Origin of the sequence: Parabacteroides vesiculifaciens, from assembly GCF_049860805.1 — a bacterium.
GTDB lineage: Bacteria > Bacteroidota > Bacteroidia > Bacteroidales > Tannerellaceae > Parabacteroides.
This window is the reverse complement of record NZ_CP187555.1, coordinates 2,620,469-2,640,327: the sequence shown is the minus strand read 5'-3', so window position 1 is coordinate 2,640,327 and position 19,859 is coordinate 2,620,469. Positions and strand designations below refer to the sequence as shown.

At 44.0% G+C, this 19,859-nt stretch carries 14 protein-coding genes; 4 read left to right on the top strand and 10 right to left on the bottom strand.

Annotated elements, in window-relative coordinates; genetic code table 11:
- Positions 1–33: 33 nt before the first annotated feature.
- From ACPYIV_RS10765 to ACPYIV_RS10745, 5 genes are all read right to left on the bottom strand, one after another.
- Positions 34–1,749, bottom strand: a complete 1,716-nt coding sequence (locus ACPYIV_RS10765; RefSeq protein WP_301704154.1) for a RagB/SusD family nutrient uptake outer membrane protein — start codon at positions 1,747–1,749, stop codon at positions 34–36.
- 18 nt (positions 1,750–1,767) lie between these two features.
- Positions 1,768–5,154 carry a SusC/RagA family TonB-linked outer membrane protein gene (locus tag ACPYIV_RS10760; protein WP_301704155.1) on the bottom strand — a complete coding sequence of 1,129 codons (3,387 nt, stop codon included), beginning with the start codon at positions 5,152–5,154 and terminating at the stop codon, positions 1,768–1,770.
- 161 nt (positions 5,155–5,315) lie between these two features.
- The gene (locus tag ACPYIV_RS10755; RefSeq protein ID WP_425882953.1) at positions 5,316–6,479 is read right to left on the bottom strand and encodes a FecR family protein; all 1,164 of its coding nucleotides are present in this window, start codon (positions 6,477–6,479) and stop codon (positions 5,316–5,318) included.
- Positions 6,480–6,537: 58 nt separating this feature from the next.
- Positions 6,538–7,092 (bottom strand): RNA polymerase sigma factor, encoded by a 555-nt coding sequence (locus tag ACPYIV_RS10750; protein WP_425882951.1) that lies wholly within the window; start codon positions 7,090–7,092, stop codon positions 6,538–6,540.
- A gap of 49 nt (positions 7,093–7,141) precedes the next feature.
- Positions 7,142–7,813: a YczE/YyaS/YitT family protein gene (locus ACPYIV_RS10745; protein ID WP_293739615.1), complete on the bottom strand. Its 672-nt coding sequence runs from the start codon at positions 7,811–7,813 to the stop codon at positions 7,142–7,144.
- 188 nt (positions 7,814–8,001) lie between these two features.
- Between ACPYIV_RS10745 and ACPYIV_RS10740 the strand changes: the two genes are divergently transcribed.
- Entirely contained in the window at positions 8,002–8,601 is a 600-nt protein-coding gene (locus ACPYIV_RS10740; protein ID WP_186928758.1) for a MarC family protein, read from the top strand.
- A gap of 8 nt (positions 8,602–8,609) precedes the next feature.
- Here ACPYIV_RS10740 and ACPYIV_RS10735 read toward each other — a convergent pair whose 3' ends face one another.
- The 5 genes from ACPYIV_RS10735 to ACPYIV_RS10715 all read right to left on the bottom strand — a co-directional run bounded on the left by ACPYIV_RS10735 (position 8,610) and on the right by ACPYIV_RS10715 (position 13,600).
- Positions 8,610–9,464 carry a M23 family metallopeptidase gene (locus ACPYIV_RS10735; protein WP_299360954.1) on the bottom strand — a complete coding sequence of 285 codons (855 nt, stop codon included), beginning with the start codon at positions 9,462–9,464 and terminating at the stop codon, positions 8,610–8,612.
- 225 nt (positions 9,465–9,689) lie between these two features.
- Positions 9,690–10,865, bottom strand: a complete 1,176-nt coding sequence (gene uxuA / locus ACPYIV_RS10730) for a mannonate dehydratase (protein WP_293739617.1) — start codon at positions 10,863–10,865, stop codon at positions 9,690–9,692.
- Between the two features lie 24 nt (positions 10,866–10,889).
- A complete protein-coding gene (locus tag ACPYIV_RS10725) occupies positions 10,890–11,702 on the bottom strand; it encodes an SDR family oxidoreductase (RefSeq protein WP_425882948.1) in 813 nt (270 codons plus the stop codon).
- A 132-nt stretch (positions 11,703–11,834) separates the two neighbouring features.
- Positions 11,835–12,890: a LacI family DNA-binding transcriptional regulator gene (locus tag ACPYIV_RS10720; protein WP_293739619.1), complete on the bottom strand. Its 1,056-nt coding sequence runs from the start codon at positions 12,888–12,890 to the stop codon at positions 11,835–11,837.
- A gap of 71 nt (positions 12,891–12,961) precedes the next feature.
- The gene (locus ACPYIV_RS10715) at positions 12,962–13,600 is read right to left on the bottom strand and encodes a hypothetical protein (protein WP_293739620.1); all 639 of its coding nucleotides are present in this window, start codon (positions 13,598–13,600) and stop codon (positions 12,962–12,964) included.
- Between the two features lie 381 nt (positions 13,601–13,981).
- Here ACPYIV_RS10715 and ACPYIV_RS10710 point away from each other — a divergent pair, with 381 nt between their 5' ends.
- Genes ACPYIV_RS10710 through ACPYIV_RS10700 form a run of 3 tightly spaced genes read left to right on the top strand, consistent with a single transcriptional unit; the run spans position 13,982 to position 19,839 of the window.
- Positions 13,982–15,193, top strand: coding sequence for an efflux RND transporter periplasmic adaptor subunit (locus tag ACPYIV_RS10710; RefSeq protein WP_293739621.1), 1,212 nt, complete (start codon positions 13,982–13,984; stop codon positions 15,191–15,193).
- 32 nt (positions 15,194–15,225) lie between these two features.
- A complete protein-coding gene (locus ACPYIV_RS10705; RefSeq protein ID WP_293739622.1) occupies positions 15,226–18,444 on the top strand; it encodes an efflux RND transporter permease subunit in 3,219 nt (1,072 codons plus the stop codon).
- 3 nt (positions 18,445–18,447) lie between these two features.
- Entirely contained in the window at positions 18,448–19,839 is a 1,392-nt protein-coding gene (locus tag ACPYIV_RS10700; RefSeq protein ID WP_425882945.1) for a TolC family protein, read from the top strand.
- The last annotated feature ends 20 nt before the right edge of the window (positions 19,840–19,859 follow it).

Genomic DNA, 19,859 nt, shown 5'->3' with positions numbered 1-19,859 from the left:
ATAATGGGGCAGCTTCGGATAAGTATCGTTTAATTAGAAATAACCCGGGTTTTGTTCCTCTGCATCCGTCCCTCTTGGATTCAAACGGTCTATATGCTTTTGAGGAATCGGGCGAAGTTTGTGATGGGATTTGAAGGTAACAGCTCCTTCTGAATTCCATTTCTTTACATATTCTTCCAGCTTCTCACACCGTACCAGATCATTCCAACGGCACGTTTCACCCAATAGCTCGCGTCCACGCTCGTCTAATATGAAGTCGATAAAATTATTTTGGATATCTGCGGCCGTGACCTGGATATCGGCAAAGGTACTATTGGTATTTCCCATTTGTCCCCCTTCTTCACGCCAGTACTGAGGCATTTTGGTTTCACCATCCTGCCATGCGGCACGTTTGCGGACAATATTGATGTAATCGGCTGCAGTCTGATAATCACCATTGCGGCCGGCTGCTTCCGCTGCAATCAGATATGTCTCGGCCAAGCGCATTTTTATCCATTCGCGGCCACCCTGACCGTCATTAACAGATAAACGCTGGGGATCGAAATATTTAAGCAGAGGCGGGTAATAGCGATTGTTTTTAGTTACATCTTCCTTATCCCACGCAAAGTACTTATAACGATACGTTTCTGTGGTCGGGTTTACACTATAATAAATGGCTGTATCTCCCAATTCCAGTCCTGCACCTGCACGATTAGCATAATAGGCCCATTTGAAACTCTTATAGAAACGAGAGTCGTTTTTGCGATCAAATAGTTGTAACATCGTTTTTTGTGACTGAAGATGTCTTCTGTAAGGACGTCCGTTTTCGAGATCTCTCGTCATGCCCGGCTGATCTTCATACCAGGAACCCCAATATAAATGGAAAGAATTGCCGTCTCCCCGGTAAACCGGATCTGTCGTGAATTGAACGGAGAAGATTACTTCCTTGTTCCCCTGGTTATTTATATTCCACAAATCAGCGAAATCAGCCAGTAATTCATATTGTCCGCAATCAATAACCATTTTGGCATATTTCAAAGCATTCTCCATATCTGAAGGTTGCTGTCCGCGCTGATCACTCACGGCACTTCCCCTGGTCAGATAGACCTTTGCTAACAGGTGGGCGGCAGCATACTTGGCTGCTTTTCCTGTTTTTGCCGGTTTTTCAGGAGAATATTGTATCGAATATTCCAGGTCTTTGATAATCTGATTGTAGATATCGGCAACTGAAGCACGTGGAAAGTCTGTTCTCACATCGAAAGATACATCCAATACCAAAGGGATGTTTCCGAACTGCTGAACCAACTCGAAATAGAAGAAGGCACGTAAAAAGGACATTTCGGCAAGAGCTACTTGCTTTTGGGTTTCAGACATCGATGCAGAGCCTTCTACTTGCTGAATAACCAGGTTTGCTGTATTGATCGCTTTATAATGATTTTCCCAGAATTCGTATAAAACACTCGCATCGGGATTCAGTTGGCTCCCATATTTGTTAAAAGCATCCGCCTGTTTTCCAGGATCTTCTCCCTGTGTGAAGAGATCCGTACCGTATTCCGTAAGTACATTATATCTTTCGTTCCCTGCTCCCCAACGCATGAAGCTATATGTAGCTGTCGCAGCAGATTCCACACCGGCGACAGTTCCGTAATAGTCAGGAGTTAAACGGGGAAGGTCTTTCTCCTTCAGATAATCATCACAGCTTGTAAGCCCGATACATGCGCTTGCCAGGCTAAAAAGAACAATCGTTTTTATGTTATTTGATTCTTTCATTGTTTCTGATTTTTTAGATTAAAAGCTTATATTAAGACCGACTAACCAAGTTGAGGGAGTCGGACGTGTGTAGCCCGCGTATGTTCCATCAACATCTTTATTCAGAGCGCTTTCCGGATCCACTCCGGTAAAGTTGGTCCACATCCATGAGTTTTGTGCCTGAACGTAGACACGGCAGCGCGATATATCCCATTTCTTTGTGATATGGCTTGGAATGGTATATCCTAAAGTGACATTACGAAGTTTGATAAAGTCGCTTTTCTCATAATGCAACGTTTCGTAATAAGGGAGATAGTCGACGCCTTCAATCGGACGTGGGAAAGCATTAGTCGGATTTGTCGGTGTCCAGTAGTCAACTTTCACATTGCCGTTTCTGTGTGCCTGGTTCAGATAACTTATGTTATTTTTAATCATCGCTCCGAAATTGCCTTCGAAGAAGAAGCTGAAATCAAAGTCTTTATATCTGAATGTGTTATTCAAGCTCAATATTACTTTGGGTCTTTGCTGTCCCTGGATAACGCGGTCTTCCGAAGTGATCTTGTAATCGCCGTTATCCCACAGACGGATAGTTCCGGGAGTAAAGTTACTTCCATTCTGGTTGAACTTCTCCATTTCGGCACGATCTTCCGGCGTGTCTTGCCAGATGCCGATTTTCTTGTAATCATAGAACACGTTGATCGCTTCACCTATAAACCAGGAGCTACCGGGATCATCTTCCTTACCGTTATATAATTCAACGATTTCTTCTTTATTTGTATACATCATAAGGTCTGTAGACCATGTGAAATTCTTATTATTTATATTTAATGAGTTCAAGGTAAGTTCGAGCCCCTTGTTACGTGTTTTTCCTACGTTCGATTTTATTTGGTTGAAGCCGGAAACGATAGGCAATTGTCTGTCTAATAGCAAATCTTTTGTGTTTTGTAAATAAACATCGATTGTACCGTTTAGTCTGTTTCCAAGAAATCCGAAGTCAAAGCCGGCATTCCATTGTCCTGTAGTTTCCCAGGTTAACGTCGTATTAGGCATTTTGTTAGGAGCATAACCGAAGATCGACTCACTGCCATAATTATATGGTTTTTGTGACAATGTTCCTTTTGTTTCATAAGGATCAACTTCCGAGCTGGCAACTACACCATATCCCAAGCGCAATTTTAGATTGCTGAGGAAATGGGCATTTTGCATAAATGATTCTTCATTGATACGCCAGGCCAAGGCTGCTGCCGGGAAAGCCACCCATTGATGTCCTTCAGCAAGACGTGAGGAACCGTCATATCTGGCAGAAACGGTTGCCAGATATTTCCCTTTGAAGCTATAGTTCAAACGAGCCATGAAGGAGGCTAACTTCCACTGGCTTTTACCGCTTTCCGTTTTTTCGGGATTGGAGGCTGAACCTACATCATAATATAATAGCTCGTCGGCTGGTGTTCCTTGAACCGGAATTTTGTTGTATTCACGGAGGTATTCGTTTATAGATTGAAGCAAAGTCACACCAATGGTATGATCCTCGAATGTTCTGTCATAGAACAACAGGTTTTCCCAAGTAAACATAGACCTGTTTTCCGTACCGTTCCGGGCATAATTCATGGTATTCCCGCGTGCCTCGGCCGATTGGAAATTGTAATCTTGTCTGGTTTCATAGTCTATACCTAAATTCGTACGGAACCGGAGTCCTTTCAGCGGTAACGTGATATCTGCATAATAACTGCCGATAAATCTGTTTATTTTTAAGGGATTGGAAACGGCCCCTTCAGCTAACCGAAGTAACGGGTTGCGCCACTGGTCGTCGGTGCCTGAAACTTTTTCCAATAAATCGCCGTTGTCATCATAGAAACGGCCCATAGGCATGACGCGCCACGAATTAAACAGGGTAGACCCTCTTTCCTGTACGGAGTGGGTATATCCGGTAAATGCACCCAATTTGATATATTTGTTTACGGAATGTTCGAGATTCAAACGAATAGAATACCGGGAGAACTCTTCATCTTTAACAAGACCTTTATAGTCATAATAGGAACCGCTAAAAGTGAAATTGGTTTTGTCATTACCTCCGCGTACGCTTAGCTGATGGTCGGTGACCATACCGGTACGCTGTACGGCTTCCCACCATTTACTGCCTGAACGGACCTTCGAAGGATCGTAATTTCCATTTTCATCGTACGCCATTTTTAAGGATTCCAATGTATAAGGATCATTGGCAAAAGATCCGATTTTCTGGTCTTCTTCCCAACTCGGTTTATCAGAGAGATATTTCCCGGTTGAACGGTAAGATTCCCGTACTGTTTCGGCATAGGCTGCGCCATCCATGTATTCCAACTGGTTCAAGACTGTTTGGAAACCCACGTACCCGTTATAGTCGACCTGGGTTTTTCCGGCTTTTCCCTTTTTGGTGGTTATCAGGATAACGCCGTTTGAACCGCGTGCACCATAAATAGCCGTAGCTGAAGCGTCCTTGAGGATATCTATTGTTTCGATGTCTGAAGGACTGATTTCATTTATTCCTCCCACCACCGGAATTCCATCCACTATATAAAGCGGGTCACTGCTGCCGCTGATAGAACGTTTCCCTCTGATAACAACCGAGGCACTTTCACCCGGCTTCGTTGTCGAATTGGAAATGAACACGCCGGGAAGACGACCCTGAATGGCTTGGGTTGCACTTGTTACAGGTGATTTGGAGATCGTTTCCGAATTAACGGATGATACCGAACCGGTAAGGTCTTTTTTCTTAACAGTTCCGTATCCGACTACAACAATCTCTTCCAATCCTAAGGTCTCCGCCTCTAATGTAACATTCAGACTGGATTGGTTGCCAACTTTTATCTCTTGTGCTTTATAACCGATATAAGATATGACGAGAACCGGGTTTGCTTCAGTAACAGACAGAGAAAATTTACCATTCATGTCGGTAACAGTTCCACTCGTCGTCCCTTTCACAACGATGTTAACCCCGATTAAAGGTTCTTTCGTATTATCGACAATCGTACCTGTAATTGTCCTTGTCTGTTGTTGTGGTACCTGAATTGAAGAACCTGCCTTTTTGGTTTTAGCGATTGATACCTGGCGATCATTAATCGTATATGCCAGATCCGTATCGGCAAAAAGGTTATTCAATATCACATCAAGTGTTTTAGAATTGACTTTAATATCAACTCTTTTCTCTAAATCCTGGCGGACATTGTCCGAAAAGAAGAAAACATATTCCGACTTTTTCTCAATGACGCCAATAACCTCTTTTATAGATTGCTTATTGATGTCAAGCGAAAGTAACGTATTTTGAGAGTAGGTCATAGAAAAGGAATTCCCAATGCTTAAGACCAGTAAAATGATTATGATTTTCATAATATGTAAGGTATAACGTAGACCGTTAAACCACGATCTATCAAGATAATGATTTATTTTCATATATTTGTAGTGATTTTAAAAGTTTAGTACGCAATAATAACTTTGAAATCTTATGCCGGGTAATACGCCAATATTGTCCGGCATTTTTCTTTTTCATGATACATGTTCCATAGGCACTTCAATTTTAAATTAGACTTATAAGTTAGCAATTATAACTCTCTTTATTTTTTCTGCACCAATATCCGGTCTGCTTCGTGTGAATATTTGATCGGTATTGTGTTATATATGGTCTTCATGACATCTTCTATGTTATCGAACAAGACTAATTTTCCGTTACATTTTAATTGTGCAATGTTCTGATCGCAATCAATGGGTGTATCATAATAGCGGGACAAACGTTTCAATATATTGGATAGAGGTTCGCTTGTGAATTGGAGATATCCCTCTTTCCAGCTTATATAGTTGTTGACATCTATTTTTTTGACAGAAATCCGGTCCGTTGATACTGATAGCATTTGGTTGGGTAATAAACGGGCTTTCTCTTTGTCGATGCTGACATCTACACACCCTTCGACCAATACGACTGAGTAATCCGTATCTTCGTCATAGGCTGTAACATTGAATTGAGTTCCCACAACATTGATCAACATATGAGAAGTGTTTACATAGAAGGGACGTGCTTTATTTTTCTCGACTTCTATGTAAATCTCCCCGTCTACCCAGATCTCTCTTTTATCAGCCTTAAATGTAGATGGAAATTTGAGTGTAGACCCTGAATTAACCCAAACTTTCGAACCATCAGCCAAAGTCAGGCTTGATCGCTTCCCTTTAGGGACGATCAATGTATTCAAGGTGGTTTCTTTTGTTGCCTCTTTTGATACTTTTATTTGTTCGGCTCCTGTCTTTGCAGTAATGCCTCCTTTTTTATCATACTTGATATCAGCGTCTTCTTCAAAAGTGATAGTCCTGTTATTGGCTAATACCAATTGTATGTCTTTTTGATTGACTGAGGCTGTGTCCGCAACAACAAACATATCCTCGTGTGGAATCTCGTTCTCTCCAATGAATAAGGGTTGTAGCAAAAACAGAAGTAGTGCGATACAGGCTACAGCCGATACAGTCAGATATATCCGGAATCGACGTTGTTTGTTCCTCTTCTTCTCTATATTTTTTTGTATGAATGCAAATATTTCCTGTTTCTCTTCCTGAGAAAGTTTTTGAGTATTCAATTTTATTGATTTTAATATCCTTATAGCTTCTTCTATTTCATTTTGGAAATGCGGGTTGTCTTGGATAAACCTCTCCCAATAGAGATTATCTTCATCGGAAGGAAATAGTCTCCATTGTATAAATGATTTATTTTGTAACCACTGGTTCGACAACATACTTTCAAATCAATTTTATAGTATAGACGATCCTGGATTTTTTTTGTTCCCATTTTTTCTAACAATTTTCGTCTCGCATGCGTTTTATTGCTCTGGAGATAAGTTTTCTTACTGCGGGAGCGGTCATATTCAATAGATTCGCGACTTCTTCGTACTCCAATTCTTGTATAAAACGTAAATAAACAGCTTCTTTTTGCCTGTCGGTCAGTATTTCCAGTAAATTTTTTATTTCTGTTTCAATGGCAACTTTATCTTCTTGTGCGACTAATTCATCTAAGACGGACGGTTCGATTAAAAAGGGCAAACCGGTTACGTCTACAATATTTTCTTTGTTTGAAGATTTGTATATATCGAACAGACGGTTTTTAAGCATCCGAAATAAGTAATATTTCAAATGTGTGATACCTTCCAGTTGTTTCTTGTTTGTATAAAATTTGACGAAAGTATCTTGTATGGCGTCTTTGAGTGTTTCCCGTTCGAATCCCAACCCCATGCCATACGCGAATAGTTCATCAACATATTTATTATATATCGATGAAAAAGCATTGTTGTCTCCTTTTAGAAATGAAAATAACAGGATTGGATCTTCTTCGTGTTCGCTTATTTTACTCACTTAAAAACAGATCTTCTTTTCTTATAAGATACAAAAATAGCAAAAAATACTATCTCAGTATGGAGGAAACCCGGGAAAGCATTTTCCGAGTCATAATTTTATTGTTGAGGAAGCTCACGATGTAGCCTGTGATGCAGGCTGCTATCAGGGAGCCTTCTCTGACTCCTTCGATCCGTTGCGTGAATATCAGTGACAAAAGAATGGCTACCGTTACTAAGGTGAAATCGAAAACGACCTTGAACTTGCCGAACTCTTTATTGTAACGGCGGGCGGCGTAGTTGACGAATCCTTCTGCACTCATCATGGCAACCTGCGGTTTGATCTCCAAGACGACGCCGATAGACTGGATAAGGCAACCGAACAGCAACAACGCGATTGACATTATATAATTGGAAGGTTGCAGCCCTTCTGTAATCGCCATATTGAAATCGATGAATGCTGAAAATATGAACGAAAATGGGATTTGCAGCAGGATGGATATCTGGTCCTGACGGCTTTTCGTACCCCGGATCAGCCAGAACTGCCCCAGTATCAGCAATACATTAACAATAAAAGTGCAAGTCCCTAAAGAAAGAGGGCTGTTGAGGCTTAATACATAATTTACACTTGAAATAGGAGTGGTCCCTAAAGCGGAATGTATAATCAGGACGATTCCCGCAGCTAAAAAATATAATCCAATGACAAAAACCAAATACTTCTTTAAAATCGTTTTTATATCCATATCTCCCGACAACATTTAATCTTACTTTCTTGCTTCCAGCAATAAGTGTATGCAAAGTTCGTTATTTTTTCGTGATGAGGATCTCATTTAATACAAAAAAACGTTATTCGTTAAAGAATTTGTTACTATTTGTCAGCCGGTTGTTAGGAAAGATTTTGTACCTTTAGAGCAATTAAAAAGGGTGTATTATGTTTGAAAGTTTTGATTTTCAGCAGATGATCAGTGCATTCATTGTGTTGTTTGCTGTGATTGATATTATTGGGTCCATTCCAATTATTATCAATTTGAAAGAAAAAGGTAAAGATGTGAACGCCACAAAGGCGACGGTTATCTCTTTTTTGTTGATGATCGGGTTCTTTTACGCCGGCGATGTTTTGCTACGGCTTTTCCATGTGGATATCGAGTCATTTGCCGTGGCAGGTTCATTTGTTATTTTCTTGCTGTCGCTGGAGATGATACTCGATATAGAAATATTTAAAAATCAGGGACCGATAAAAGAGGCTACACTGGTTCCGTTGGTCTTTCCTTTACTGGCCGGTGCCGGCTCGTTTACCACATTGTTATCGTTGAGGGCGGAGTATGCGAGTGTCAATATTGTAATAGCTTTAATACTGAATATGATATGGGTTTATTTTGTCGTTCGCATGACAGCCCGTATCGAACGTTTTTTCGGAAAAGGCGGAATCTATATTGTCCGGAAGTTCTTCGGAATTATTTTGCTGGCGATATCAGTACGTTTGTTTACCGTTAATATCAATCTTCTGATAGAAGCTCTGCAAGGGCATTGAAAAGGGAATTACAAAGCTCCCTTTTCGTTTTCTATCTGTCCTTCGTCTTTGCGGGCGGCAGGTGAATAACTGTAGTCGCCTGCAAGCTGGTGAGGCATTAATTCGACGGACTTCACGGCTATTTTGCTGCCCTTTTTGGTGAATACCAGACATTGGTCGTTGAGTTTCCGTTCTTGCAGATTGAATACTATATTCGGATTGAAATGTTGTCCGTTTACCCGGACCTCGAAATGAAGATGTTCGGTTGTTGCCCTGCCCGTCCGTCCTGTCAGTGCGATCGGTTGACCGGCTTTTACATAATCTCCCGGTTTGACTAAATTTTTGGAGTTATGGCTGTAGACAGTTTCCAGCCCGTTGTAATGGCGTACGACAATCACATTCCCATATGCATAATAAGGTTTAGCTAAACGGACGATTCCGTCGAATGCCGATACGATCGTGTCGTTGGCGCAGGTTTTAAGGTCGACGCCCGAATGGTGTTTTCTGCGTCCGGCATATGGGGAGATAACTTTAGCTCCGGGTAAAGGAAAGGCATAGTCCTCTTTTTGTATCAGGCTTAAATCGATAAGCATCGAATTGTCTTCTGCCATCAATAAAGGATCTGTTACGGCAATGTCACTTTTTTCTCTATTAGTGAAGTTCTCCGTTATATTTTTGCGGGGAGAAGTTTGCTCGTTCAGTTTCGGCTCTTCCGGAAACAGGAAGGCGAAATCGGTGTTTGGAAGAGGAATATCCGTTGTCGGCAGAGCCAAGATCGATTCCTGCTGCGGGGCAGGCTGTGTTTGGGCTGTCCACAAAGAATGGCATGCGCTTAACACTGATAAAAGGATGATTGACAATATGCTGTAGCGTATTTTAGACATCTGATAAAATTGTTAGAGGTACAAAAATAGGGAAAAATGCACAAACTCTTGTTACTTTATCATTCTTTTAGATTTAAGCCTGTGGTAAACTATCTTTCAATATGGCATATATTAATCGGCTCACGGCTGTGATTCGATCGGCTCACAGCCGTGGTTCGTACGGCTCACAATTGTGATTCATACGGCTCACGGCTGTGAGTTGATAAGTTTATGCAGGGATATGAATTACTTCTTGAGTAGGGAACGGGCAATTCCCAGTTCCAGACCACGCAATTCTGCCAGGCTGCGTAAGCGACCGATGCAAGAATAACCGGGATTGGTCTTTTTGTGCAAATCATCGATCATCTGGTGACCGTGATCCGGACGCATGGCAATTGAGCAACCGCGTTCCTGCTCGATTTCGAGGAGTGCTTTCATTACTTCGTAAACATCCACGTCACCTTCCAGCAAGTTTGCTTCGAAGAAGTTTCCGGCTTCATCGCGTTTGGTGCTGCGTATATGAACGAAGTCGATACGGTCGGCGAAGCGTTTCATCATGCCAGCCAGGTCATTGTCGCCACGTACACCGAATGAACCGGTGCAGAGGCATAAACCGTTACTTTGGTTCGGTACGGCTTCGATCAGCTTACGGAAATCTTCTTCAGTACTCAAGATGCGGGGCAAGCCTAAGATGGAGTAGGGAGGATCGTCCGGATGGATAACCATACGTGCTCCTACTTCGTCGGCAACCGGAGTAATCTCTTTCAGGAAATAAATTAGGTTCGCGCGAAGTCTTTCTGCATCGATATCTTTGTAACGATCCAGTTCTGCACGGAACTGATCCAATGTGAAACTTTCCTCGGAGCCTGGTAGGCCGGCGATCATATTGCGTACCAGCAGTGCTTTGTCATCTTCGCTCATTTCGTCGAGACGGGCTTTTGCAATTGCCTTTTCTTCGTCTGTATATTCCTTTTCTGCCGCAGGACGTTTCAGAATGTAGAGATCGAAAGCCATGAATGCTGCACGTTCAAAACGTAATGCTTTAGAGCCGTCAGGCATGGTGTAAGCCAAGTTTGTACGGGTCCAGTCCAGAACCGGCATGAAATTATAAGTGATCACACGGATGTCGCATGCTGCCAGGTTACGGATGCTTTCTTTGTAGTTCTCGATATATTTCTGAAAATCTCCGCTCTGTGTCTTGATATGTTCGTGTACGGGAACACTTTCCACTACGCTCCAGCGCAAGCCGGCAGCTTCGATCATATCCTTGCGTTTTTGGATCTCTTCGACAGTCCATACTTCCCCGTTCGGGATATGGTGCAAGGCATTTACAATTCCGGTTGCGCCGGCCTGGCGGATATCGGAAAGGCTAACTGGATCGTTCGGTCCGTACCAGCGCCATGTTTGTTCGCATAAATACATAATGTCTTGTTTTTAATTTTAGGATTAAATAGAGAATGCATCAAAACCGCCGTCTACGATAGCGATCGTCCCGGTTACGAATTTGGAGGCGTCGCTGATCAGATACTGGATTGTACCGAACAATTCATCCGGTGTACCCAGACGTCTGAACGGAGTATGTGCAATAACGGATTCGGCACGCGGAGTGTAAGATCCGTCCGGATTTGTCATCAAAGTACGGTTCTGTTCCGTCAGGAAGAATCCCGGGGCGATTGCATTCACACGCAAACCTTCACCGAATTTGATTGCCAGTTCGCCAGCCAGATATTTAGTCAGGTTGGAGATGGCAGCTTTAGCAGCACCGTAACCGACAACGCGGGTAAGCGGGCGCAATGCCGATTCGGAAGAGAAGTTGACGATAGCGCCTTCTTTCTGGTTAGCCATCACATCGGCAAATACCATTGTGGGAAGTACTGTTCCAAACAGGTTCAGATCTACCACCTTACGGAAAGCGTCTATGTTCAGGTCGAAAATCGTACTGTCCGGTCCGATAGTCGCACCTGCCATATTACCACCGGCTGCATTCAGCAACGCGTCGATACGGCCATACTTGGCCAGGATATCTTTTTTATTCTGTTCCAGAACTTCTTTGTTTAATACGTCAGTCAGGAAAAAGCTTGCTTCTCCTCCTTTAGCTTTGATGCCGTCTACGATTTGTTCACCCACTTCGGCTGCACGGTCGAGAATAACGATTTTAGCACCTTCTTCAGCCAGGTGACCTGCAATACCTCTGCCAAGGATTCCGGCTCCGCCGGTAATGATGACAACTTTGTCTTTAACGCAAAATAAATTAGCCATATTTTTATTGTTTATGATTGTGATAATTTCATTGTTACTATCCCATTGTGCTCGCGCACACATCGGGCACAAAAGTATAGTATTTATTTATCAAACAAAAAGAAAACAGGAAAAAAATACCTTTTTATGTTTTCAAATATAATTGTTATAGTATTTGATATTCTCTTTCATCAGAATATCGATCGGCATATAATTGATCTGTTCGACTTTTTCCTTGAGGACTAAATGGCGGAACAGTGCCCGTATGCAATTGAATCCCTGTACTTCCGGTCGCTGGGCGATCAGATGGGAGATCGAACCGTCATTCAGGCAAGTGATATTCGGGTCGATCACATCATAGCCGATCAATCTGAATTTGTTACCCTTGTCACGGAAGTATTTTCCCAACAGGTGGGCGCGGGAGTTGAATATGATACCCGCGTTCACTTCCTTGTGTTCTTCCAGGAAGCTGTTCAGGATGCTTATGTTCTTTTCCGGCTCGTCGGCGTGCAACTGCACGGAATAGATGCGCCCGTCGTAGTTCTTCTCAGCCAGGTAATTTCTGAAACCTTCTTCGCGTTTCATAACCTGGGTTACCTGCTTTTCTCCTTTGCGGATAAAGCGGAAGATTGCAATGTTTTCGGCCGGATTGATTTGTTCGTATAACAGGCGGCCGGCAATATATCCGGAGTCGTACGAATTGGTTCCGTAGTAGGCCACGCAATTGGTGTTTTCAATAAATGCGTCGATCAAGACATAGGGTATCTGTAACTGGTCCAGCCGGGATGCCAGTTTGATAACGCTGTCGCGGAATGGCGTTGCGATCACGACTCCCTGACAGTCGGCTTCTTCGATCCGGGGAATGAGTTCGTCGAAGCTGCTCTTGTCGTATTGGTTGAAGCACATACGCTCAACTTCTACGTTGTAGCTGAAAAGCTCCTGTTCCGCTTTGTCTATTCCTTCACACAGCTTATCCCAATATTCGCCTTTTGCAAAAGAAGGTATTAGCGTGATGAAATGATAGTTCTTTTTTAGTGCAAGGGAACGGGCTATCAGGTTCGGATGATAGTCTATTTCTTTTAAAACCTTTTCTACTTTTTTCTGTGCCTCTTCGGATACTTTGCCTCGGTTGTGTAATATGCGGTCCACAGTTCCGGTCGAAACACCGGACATCTCTGCAATGTCTTTAATTCTATATGTCTTACCCATAGGTCGGAAAGCTATACAGCCCGCAGAATTTTTATTTTTGCGGGCTGTTGCCTGTTTTATTGATTTAATTATTATAGTTGTTGTACTTCTTCTTCGGAAGAAATTGTATTTAATTTTCTGAATGCATAGCACTGCATCATATAAATAAGAGGGATAGCGACGAAGAGTCCGACGAAGAACAAGATACAGCCGACGATTGCGATGCCTATCATGGCCAACGCTAATAAGAACAACGGCATAGCCTGTCCCTTAGTCAAGTCCCAGCTTTTTTGCAGTGATTCTATAATTCCGCAGTCTTCCTCTACAATATAGGCAGAATAGAATTGCAGGCGGATAGCCAGATAAATACCCGGAACAATCAGTAAGAATATACCGATAGTTACAACGATACCCATAATAACGCTGGCGATGAAATAGGTGACGATTTTACGGGATTGCTGTCCATAGGCGGAAAACTGTGGCTCTTCTCCATCCATTGTCTGGAACAAATTCTTTATGTATCCCAACATGAAAGCGCAGGATATGACAGCACTGATCAGACTTACGATGATGTTACCGACCATCGAACCTTGAGCCGGCATACCGAACATACTAATGATTGACGACAGGATGAAATATCCGATAAACAGCCCTACCAGTACCCAGATCTGAGATTTAGTGTACTTCCATGAAGTGCTAAACACTTCCGATATCATAAACTTTGGTTCCATATGAATTGATTATTTAGGTTATATATGCCGTAAAATTAGGATAAATTATTGAATAAACAAATTCCTTGTTCAAATTGTGTAGCAATTTAAACGAATATATTTTCGATTGGTCAAAGTCCTGATATATCTCTGATACAGAAATGAAAAATAAGCGATTTTTTAGTATAAAAGATTGTATAAACGGGAAAAGTACAATAAAAAGATTCTACATTTGTACGTTTTTTATGAGGAATAGGCTACAAACCCATAAATTTAGAACAGCACTGTTGTGGATTTTTTAATATAGTGCAGCGGATCTCACCCGTTGTGAAGGTCTTTGGGGACCCTGATAAAAGCTAAAAAACGAAATAACGATTGACTGAATATATATAAATAATGAATATGGATAAACAAATGTTGAGAACTACTATTACCCAATTGAGGCAAATTGCATTATTTGCAGTGGGGGTGTCTTTATTAACCGCTTGTGGAAACAGCCAGGGCGGTATGAAATTAGGGGATAATGAATTTGCTGTTCTTGCAGTCAATTCGACAACGAGCGACCAGTCTACGTCTTATCCGGCTACTATCAGAGGTACGCAGGATATCGAGGTTCGTCCCCAGGTTTCGGGTTTTATTGTTAAGTTATGTGTGGATGAAGGAGCGAATGTCCGTAAAGGGCAAGCTTTATTCCAGATTGATCCGACCCAGTATGCTGCTGCTGTGGGACAAGCGAAAGCTGCTGTCGAAATGGCAAAAGCAAATGTCAGTACGCTGACTTTGACCGAAAAGAACAAAAAGGCATTGTTCGATCAAAAGATTATCAGTGATTTTGAATATCAGACAGCGGTTAACCAGCTTATGTCTGCAAAGGCAAGTCTGGCCCAGGCTGAAGCTTCTTTGGTAAGCGCGAATCAGAATTTGTCTTTCTGTACGGTGACGAGCCCGTCGAATGGAGTTGTCGGTACATTCCCGTACCGTATCGGAAGTCTGGTCAGTCCTTCTGTCTCTCAGCCGTTGACAACCGTATCTGAAATTAATGATGTCTACGTTTATTTCTCTATGACTGAGAAAGAATTGTTGCGCCTGACAAAAGCCGGAGGTACATTGAAGGAACAGTTGGAAAAGATGCCGGCTGTCCGTTTGCAACTCTCCGACGGTTCCACTTACCAGTCGGAAGGTAAGATTGATGCCGTTAGCGGCGTGATCGACCAGTCTACCGGATCGGTTAGTATGCGCGCTGTTTTCCCGAATGATAAAAATATCCTGAGAAGCGGTGGTACAGGTAATATTGTATTCCCGTATACGATGGACGGAGTTATCATTATACCTCAGTCCGCCACTGTTGAAATCCAGGACAAGAAGTTCGTTTTCGTCCTGCAGGCGGATAATTCTGTGAAGAATACGGAGATTCAGATCTCCAATTTGGATGACGGTAAGAATTACTTGGTGACGAATGGTTTGAAATCCGGTGACAAGATTGTGATTGAAGGCGTACAGAACCTCCGTGACGGCCAGGTTATCGAGCCGATCACCCCGGAACAGCAGAAAGCGAAATATGATCAGGCCTTGAAAGATCAGAACGAAGGTAATCTGAAGACCGCTTTTAATTAATAACTCCCATTTGTTCGTTAAAAACAGAAAATATGAAATTAGATAGATTTATAAATCGCCCGGTGCTCTCAACGGTGATCTCCATCCTGATTGTCATACTGGGTATATTAGGCTTGTTATCCTTGCCTATTACCCAATATCCGGATATCGCCCCTCCAACCGTTTCGGTAAGAGCTACTTATACGGGTGCGAACGCGCAGACTGTATTGAATAGTGTGATTGCGCCGCTGGAAGACCAGATCAATGGTGTGGAGAACATGATGTACATGACCTCTAATGCCTCCAACAACGGATCTGCCGATATTTCCATTTACTTTAAACAGGGAACCGATCCCGATATGGCTGCCGTAAACGTGCAGAACCGTGTTTCCATGGCACAAGGTTTGCTGCCTGCCGAAGTAACCAAGATCGGGGTGACGACCCAGAAACGTCAGAACTCCATGCTGATCGTGTTCTCCGTCTATGACGCCGAGGATCGTTACGACCAGCGATTTATCGAGAACTATGCCAAGATCAACCTGATCCCGGAAGTACAGCGTGTGCCCGGTGTGGGGGATGCGAACGTGTTAGGAACCGACTACTCCATGCGTATCTGGTTGAAGCCGGATGTGATGGCGCAGTACAACTTAGTTCCGAATGACGTTGCGGGAGTATTGGCCGAGCAGAACGTGGAAGCCGCTCCGGGTTCGTTTGGTGAACAGGGCAATCAGAGTTTCCAATATACGATCCGTTATAAGGGACGTTTGCAGGAGGTGAACGAATTCGAAGACATGGTTGTAAAAGCCTTGCCGGATGGTGAAGTCCTTCGTATGAAAGACATCGCCGATATCGAATTGGGACGTCTGACGTATAACTTTGTCAACAAAGTAAACGGCCATAGTGCCGTAACCTGTATCGTTTATCAGATGGCAGGAACCAATGCGACGGAAACCATCAATAATATCCAGAACCTGCTGGAAGAAACAGAAAAGATATTGCCTCCGGGCTTGAAGATAGATGTGGGTATGAATGCCAACGACTTCTTGTATGCGTCTATTCATGAGGTACTCAAGACATTGATCGAAGCGTTTATCCTGGTATTTATCGTTGTATATATTTTCTTGCAGGATTTACGTTCAACCTTGATTCCGGCTATTGCTATCCCGGTTGCGTTGATCGGTACATTCTTTATGTTGTCGCTGATCGGTTTTAGTTTGAACTTGTTGACTCTTTGTGCTATGGTGCTCGCCATTGCGATTGTGGTCGATGATGCGATTGTGGTCGTCGAGGGGGTTCATGCCAAACTGGACCAGGGATACAAATCGGCCAAACTGGCTTCTATCGATGCTATGAACGAATTGGGTGGTGCTATCGTCTCTATCACATTGGTCATGATGTCCGTGTTTATTCCGGTAAGTTTCATGAGCGGTACGGCCGGTACATTCTATCGTCAGTTCGGCCTCACGATGGCTATTGCAATCGGTTTGTCTGCATTGAACGCCTTGACATTGAGTCCGGCACTGTGTGCGATGTTCCTGAAACCGCATGAAGAAGGACATGAAAAGAAATCTACATTTGTTTCCCGTTTCCACTCTTCCTTCAATGCGGCATACGATTCTATGCTGAACAGCTATAAGAAACGTGTCGTGTTCTTTATCCAGAAGAAATGGCTTTCGTTCGGTATCGTTGCCGGATGTCTTGTTTTACTTGTCTTCCTGATGAATGTGACGCCGACAGGTATGGTCCCGAATGAAGATACCGGTACGATCATGGGTGCAGTGACGCTGCCGCCGGGAACTTCTCAGGAACGCACGATAGAGGTGATGAACAAGGTGGATAGCCTGATCGCTGCCGACCCGGCGGTCAAATCACGTACGGCCGTTATCGGTTTCAGCTTTATCGGTGGCCAGGGACCTTCTTACGGTTCGTTCATCATCAAGTTGAAGGATTGGGAAGAACGTTCGATGATGCAGAGTTCGGACATCGTCTATGGTAGTTTGTTCATGCGTGCCCAGAAGATTATCAAGGATGCACAGGTCTTGTTCTTTACTCCGCCTATGATCCCCGGTTATTCCGCTTCCAGCGATATCGAGTTGAATATGCAGGATAAGACAGGTGGCGACCTGGAAAAATTCTTCGAAGTGACGAAGCAATATACGGCGGCATTGACCGCCCGTCCGGAGATCAAGTCTGCACAGAGTACCTTTAACCCGAACTTCCCGCAGTATATGATCGATATCGATGCGGCTGCCTGTAAGAAGGTAGGTATCAGCCCGAGCGACATCCTGGCTACGATGCAAGGATATTACGGTGGTCTGTATGCCTCCAATTTCAACCGTTTCGGTAAGATGTACCGCGTGATGGTCCAGGCCGATCCGTCGTTGCGTACCAACCTGGAGTCATTGAAGAATATCAAGGTCCGCAACGGCAACGAGATGGCGCCTATTTCGCAGTTCGTATCCATTAAGAAAGTGTATGGACCGGATATCATCAGCCGTTTCAATATGTACACCTCCATCAAAGTGATGGTTGCCCCGGCAGACGGTTTTACCAGCGGCCAGGCGTTGAAAGCGATCGAAGAGGTTGCCGGTACGACATTGCCGACCGGTTTCGGATATGAGTTGGGAGGTATGGCACGTGAAGAGGCTGAAACCAGCGGTAGTACGACCGGTTTGATCTTCCTGCTCTGTTTCGTATTCGTTTACTTGCTGTTGAGCGCCCAGTATGAAAGTTATATCCTGCCGTTGGCCGTGTTGCTTTCTATTCCGTTCGGTTTGATGGGTAGCTTCCTGTTCGTGCAGGGGTGGGCCGCATTAGGAAATATCCCGGCTCTGAAGATGATCCTGGGAACGATGTCCAACAATATCTATATGCAGATCGCCTTGATCATGTTGGTGGGGCTGTTGGCAAAGAATGCTATTCTGATCGTAGAGTTCGCCCTCGAACGCCGCCGTATGGGTATGAGCATCACATGGGCTGCCGTCTTAGGTGCCGCTGCCCGTTTGCGTCCTATCCTGATGACATCACTGGCAATGGTTGTCGGTCTGTTGCCTATGATGTTCGCGTTCGGTGTCGGTGCCCACGGTAACCGTACTTTGGGTACTGCTGCTATCGGAGGTATGTTCATCGGTATGATCTTCCAGATATTTATCGTTCCGGTTCTGTTTGTGGTATTCCAGTACTTGCAGGAGAAATTCAAGCCTATCGAATGGGAAGACCTGGATAACAGCGATATGAATACGGAAATAGAACAGTACGCAAAAACAAAATAAGAGATGACAATGAAGAAACAGATTATATATATGGTGTGTGCAACCGCTCTTTTGAGCAGTTGCCACATCTATAAAGCATACGACCGCCCGGATACGATCGAAACTTCCGGTATCTACCGGGATCCGATGTCTGCGACGGATACACTGTCTGCAACAGATACGACCAATATGGGAAACCTGCCTTGGCAGGACGTTTTCCGTGACCCGAAATTGCAGGCTTTGATCGAAGAAGGATTGGCAAACAATGTGGATATGCAGGCCGCTATTCTGCGTGTAGAGGAGGCCAAGTTGTTACTGACTTCCGCCCGTTTGTCCTTTCTCCCTTCCCTGAATCTGGCTCCGCAAGGAACCATAACCAAAATGGAAAATACGGGTTATGTGAAAGCCTATACTTTGCCGGCAGCAGCCAGTTGGGAAGTGGATTTGTTCGGCAAGCTATTGAACGCAAGCCGCGGACAGAAAGCCGCTTACCTGCAGAGCCAGTACACGCAGCAAGCGATACGTTCGCAGTTGATCAGTGGCATCGCCAATACCTATTTTACCCTGTTGATGTTGGATCGCCAGGTAGAGATCACATCTAAAACCGTCGATATCTACAAAGAGAATGTACGGGTGATGGAAGCGATGAAAGTAGCCGGTATGACTACCGAAGCCGCTGTTGTCCAGATGCGTGCCGTGTTCCATCAAGTGTCCGGCTCATTGATCGAACTGAAGCGCCAGGTGCGTGAAGTCGAAAACTCGTTATCCGTGTTGCTTGCAAAAGCACCGCAGCATATCGACCGCGGTACGCTCGACGCCCAGGTGATGCCGGAAGAATTGATGGCCGGTGTTCCGCTGCAACTGTTGGAAAACCGCCCGGATGTGAAGATCGCCGAGATGACGCTGGCCAGCGCTTATTATACGACCAATAAGGCCCGTGCCGCCTTTTATCCGGGACTGAATATTACGGCGACAGCCGGTTGGACAAACGGATCAGGCGTTACGGTTTCCAATCCGGGACAGTTCATGTTCCAGGCTTTGGCTTCGCTGGCACAGCCTATCTTCAACAATGGCAAGCTGGTGGCTAATCTTAAGATATCGAAAGCGGAAGAACAGATTGCCAAGATGAATTACCAGCAGACGATCCTGGAAGCGGGAAAGGAAGTGAGCGACGCTTTACACCTTTACGATGCGACCGATAGAAAGCTTGTCCAGGACCAGGCCCAGATAGAAGAGTTGGAAAAGGCGGTAACCTATACCAATGCTTTGTTCCAGTCCGGACAGTCCACTTATCTGGAAATTCTTTCTGCCCAGCAGAGTCTGCTCAGTGCGCAGTTGACGGAAGTTGCCGACAACGTTCAACGTATGCAGGCTGTTATTAATTTATATAGTGCCGTTGGTGGCGGAAGAGAGTAATAACTTTTAAATTTGAATTA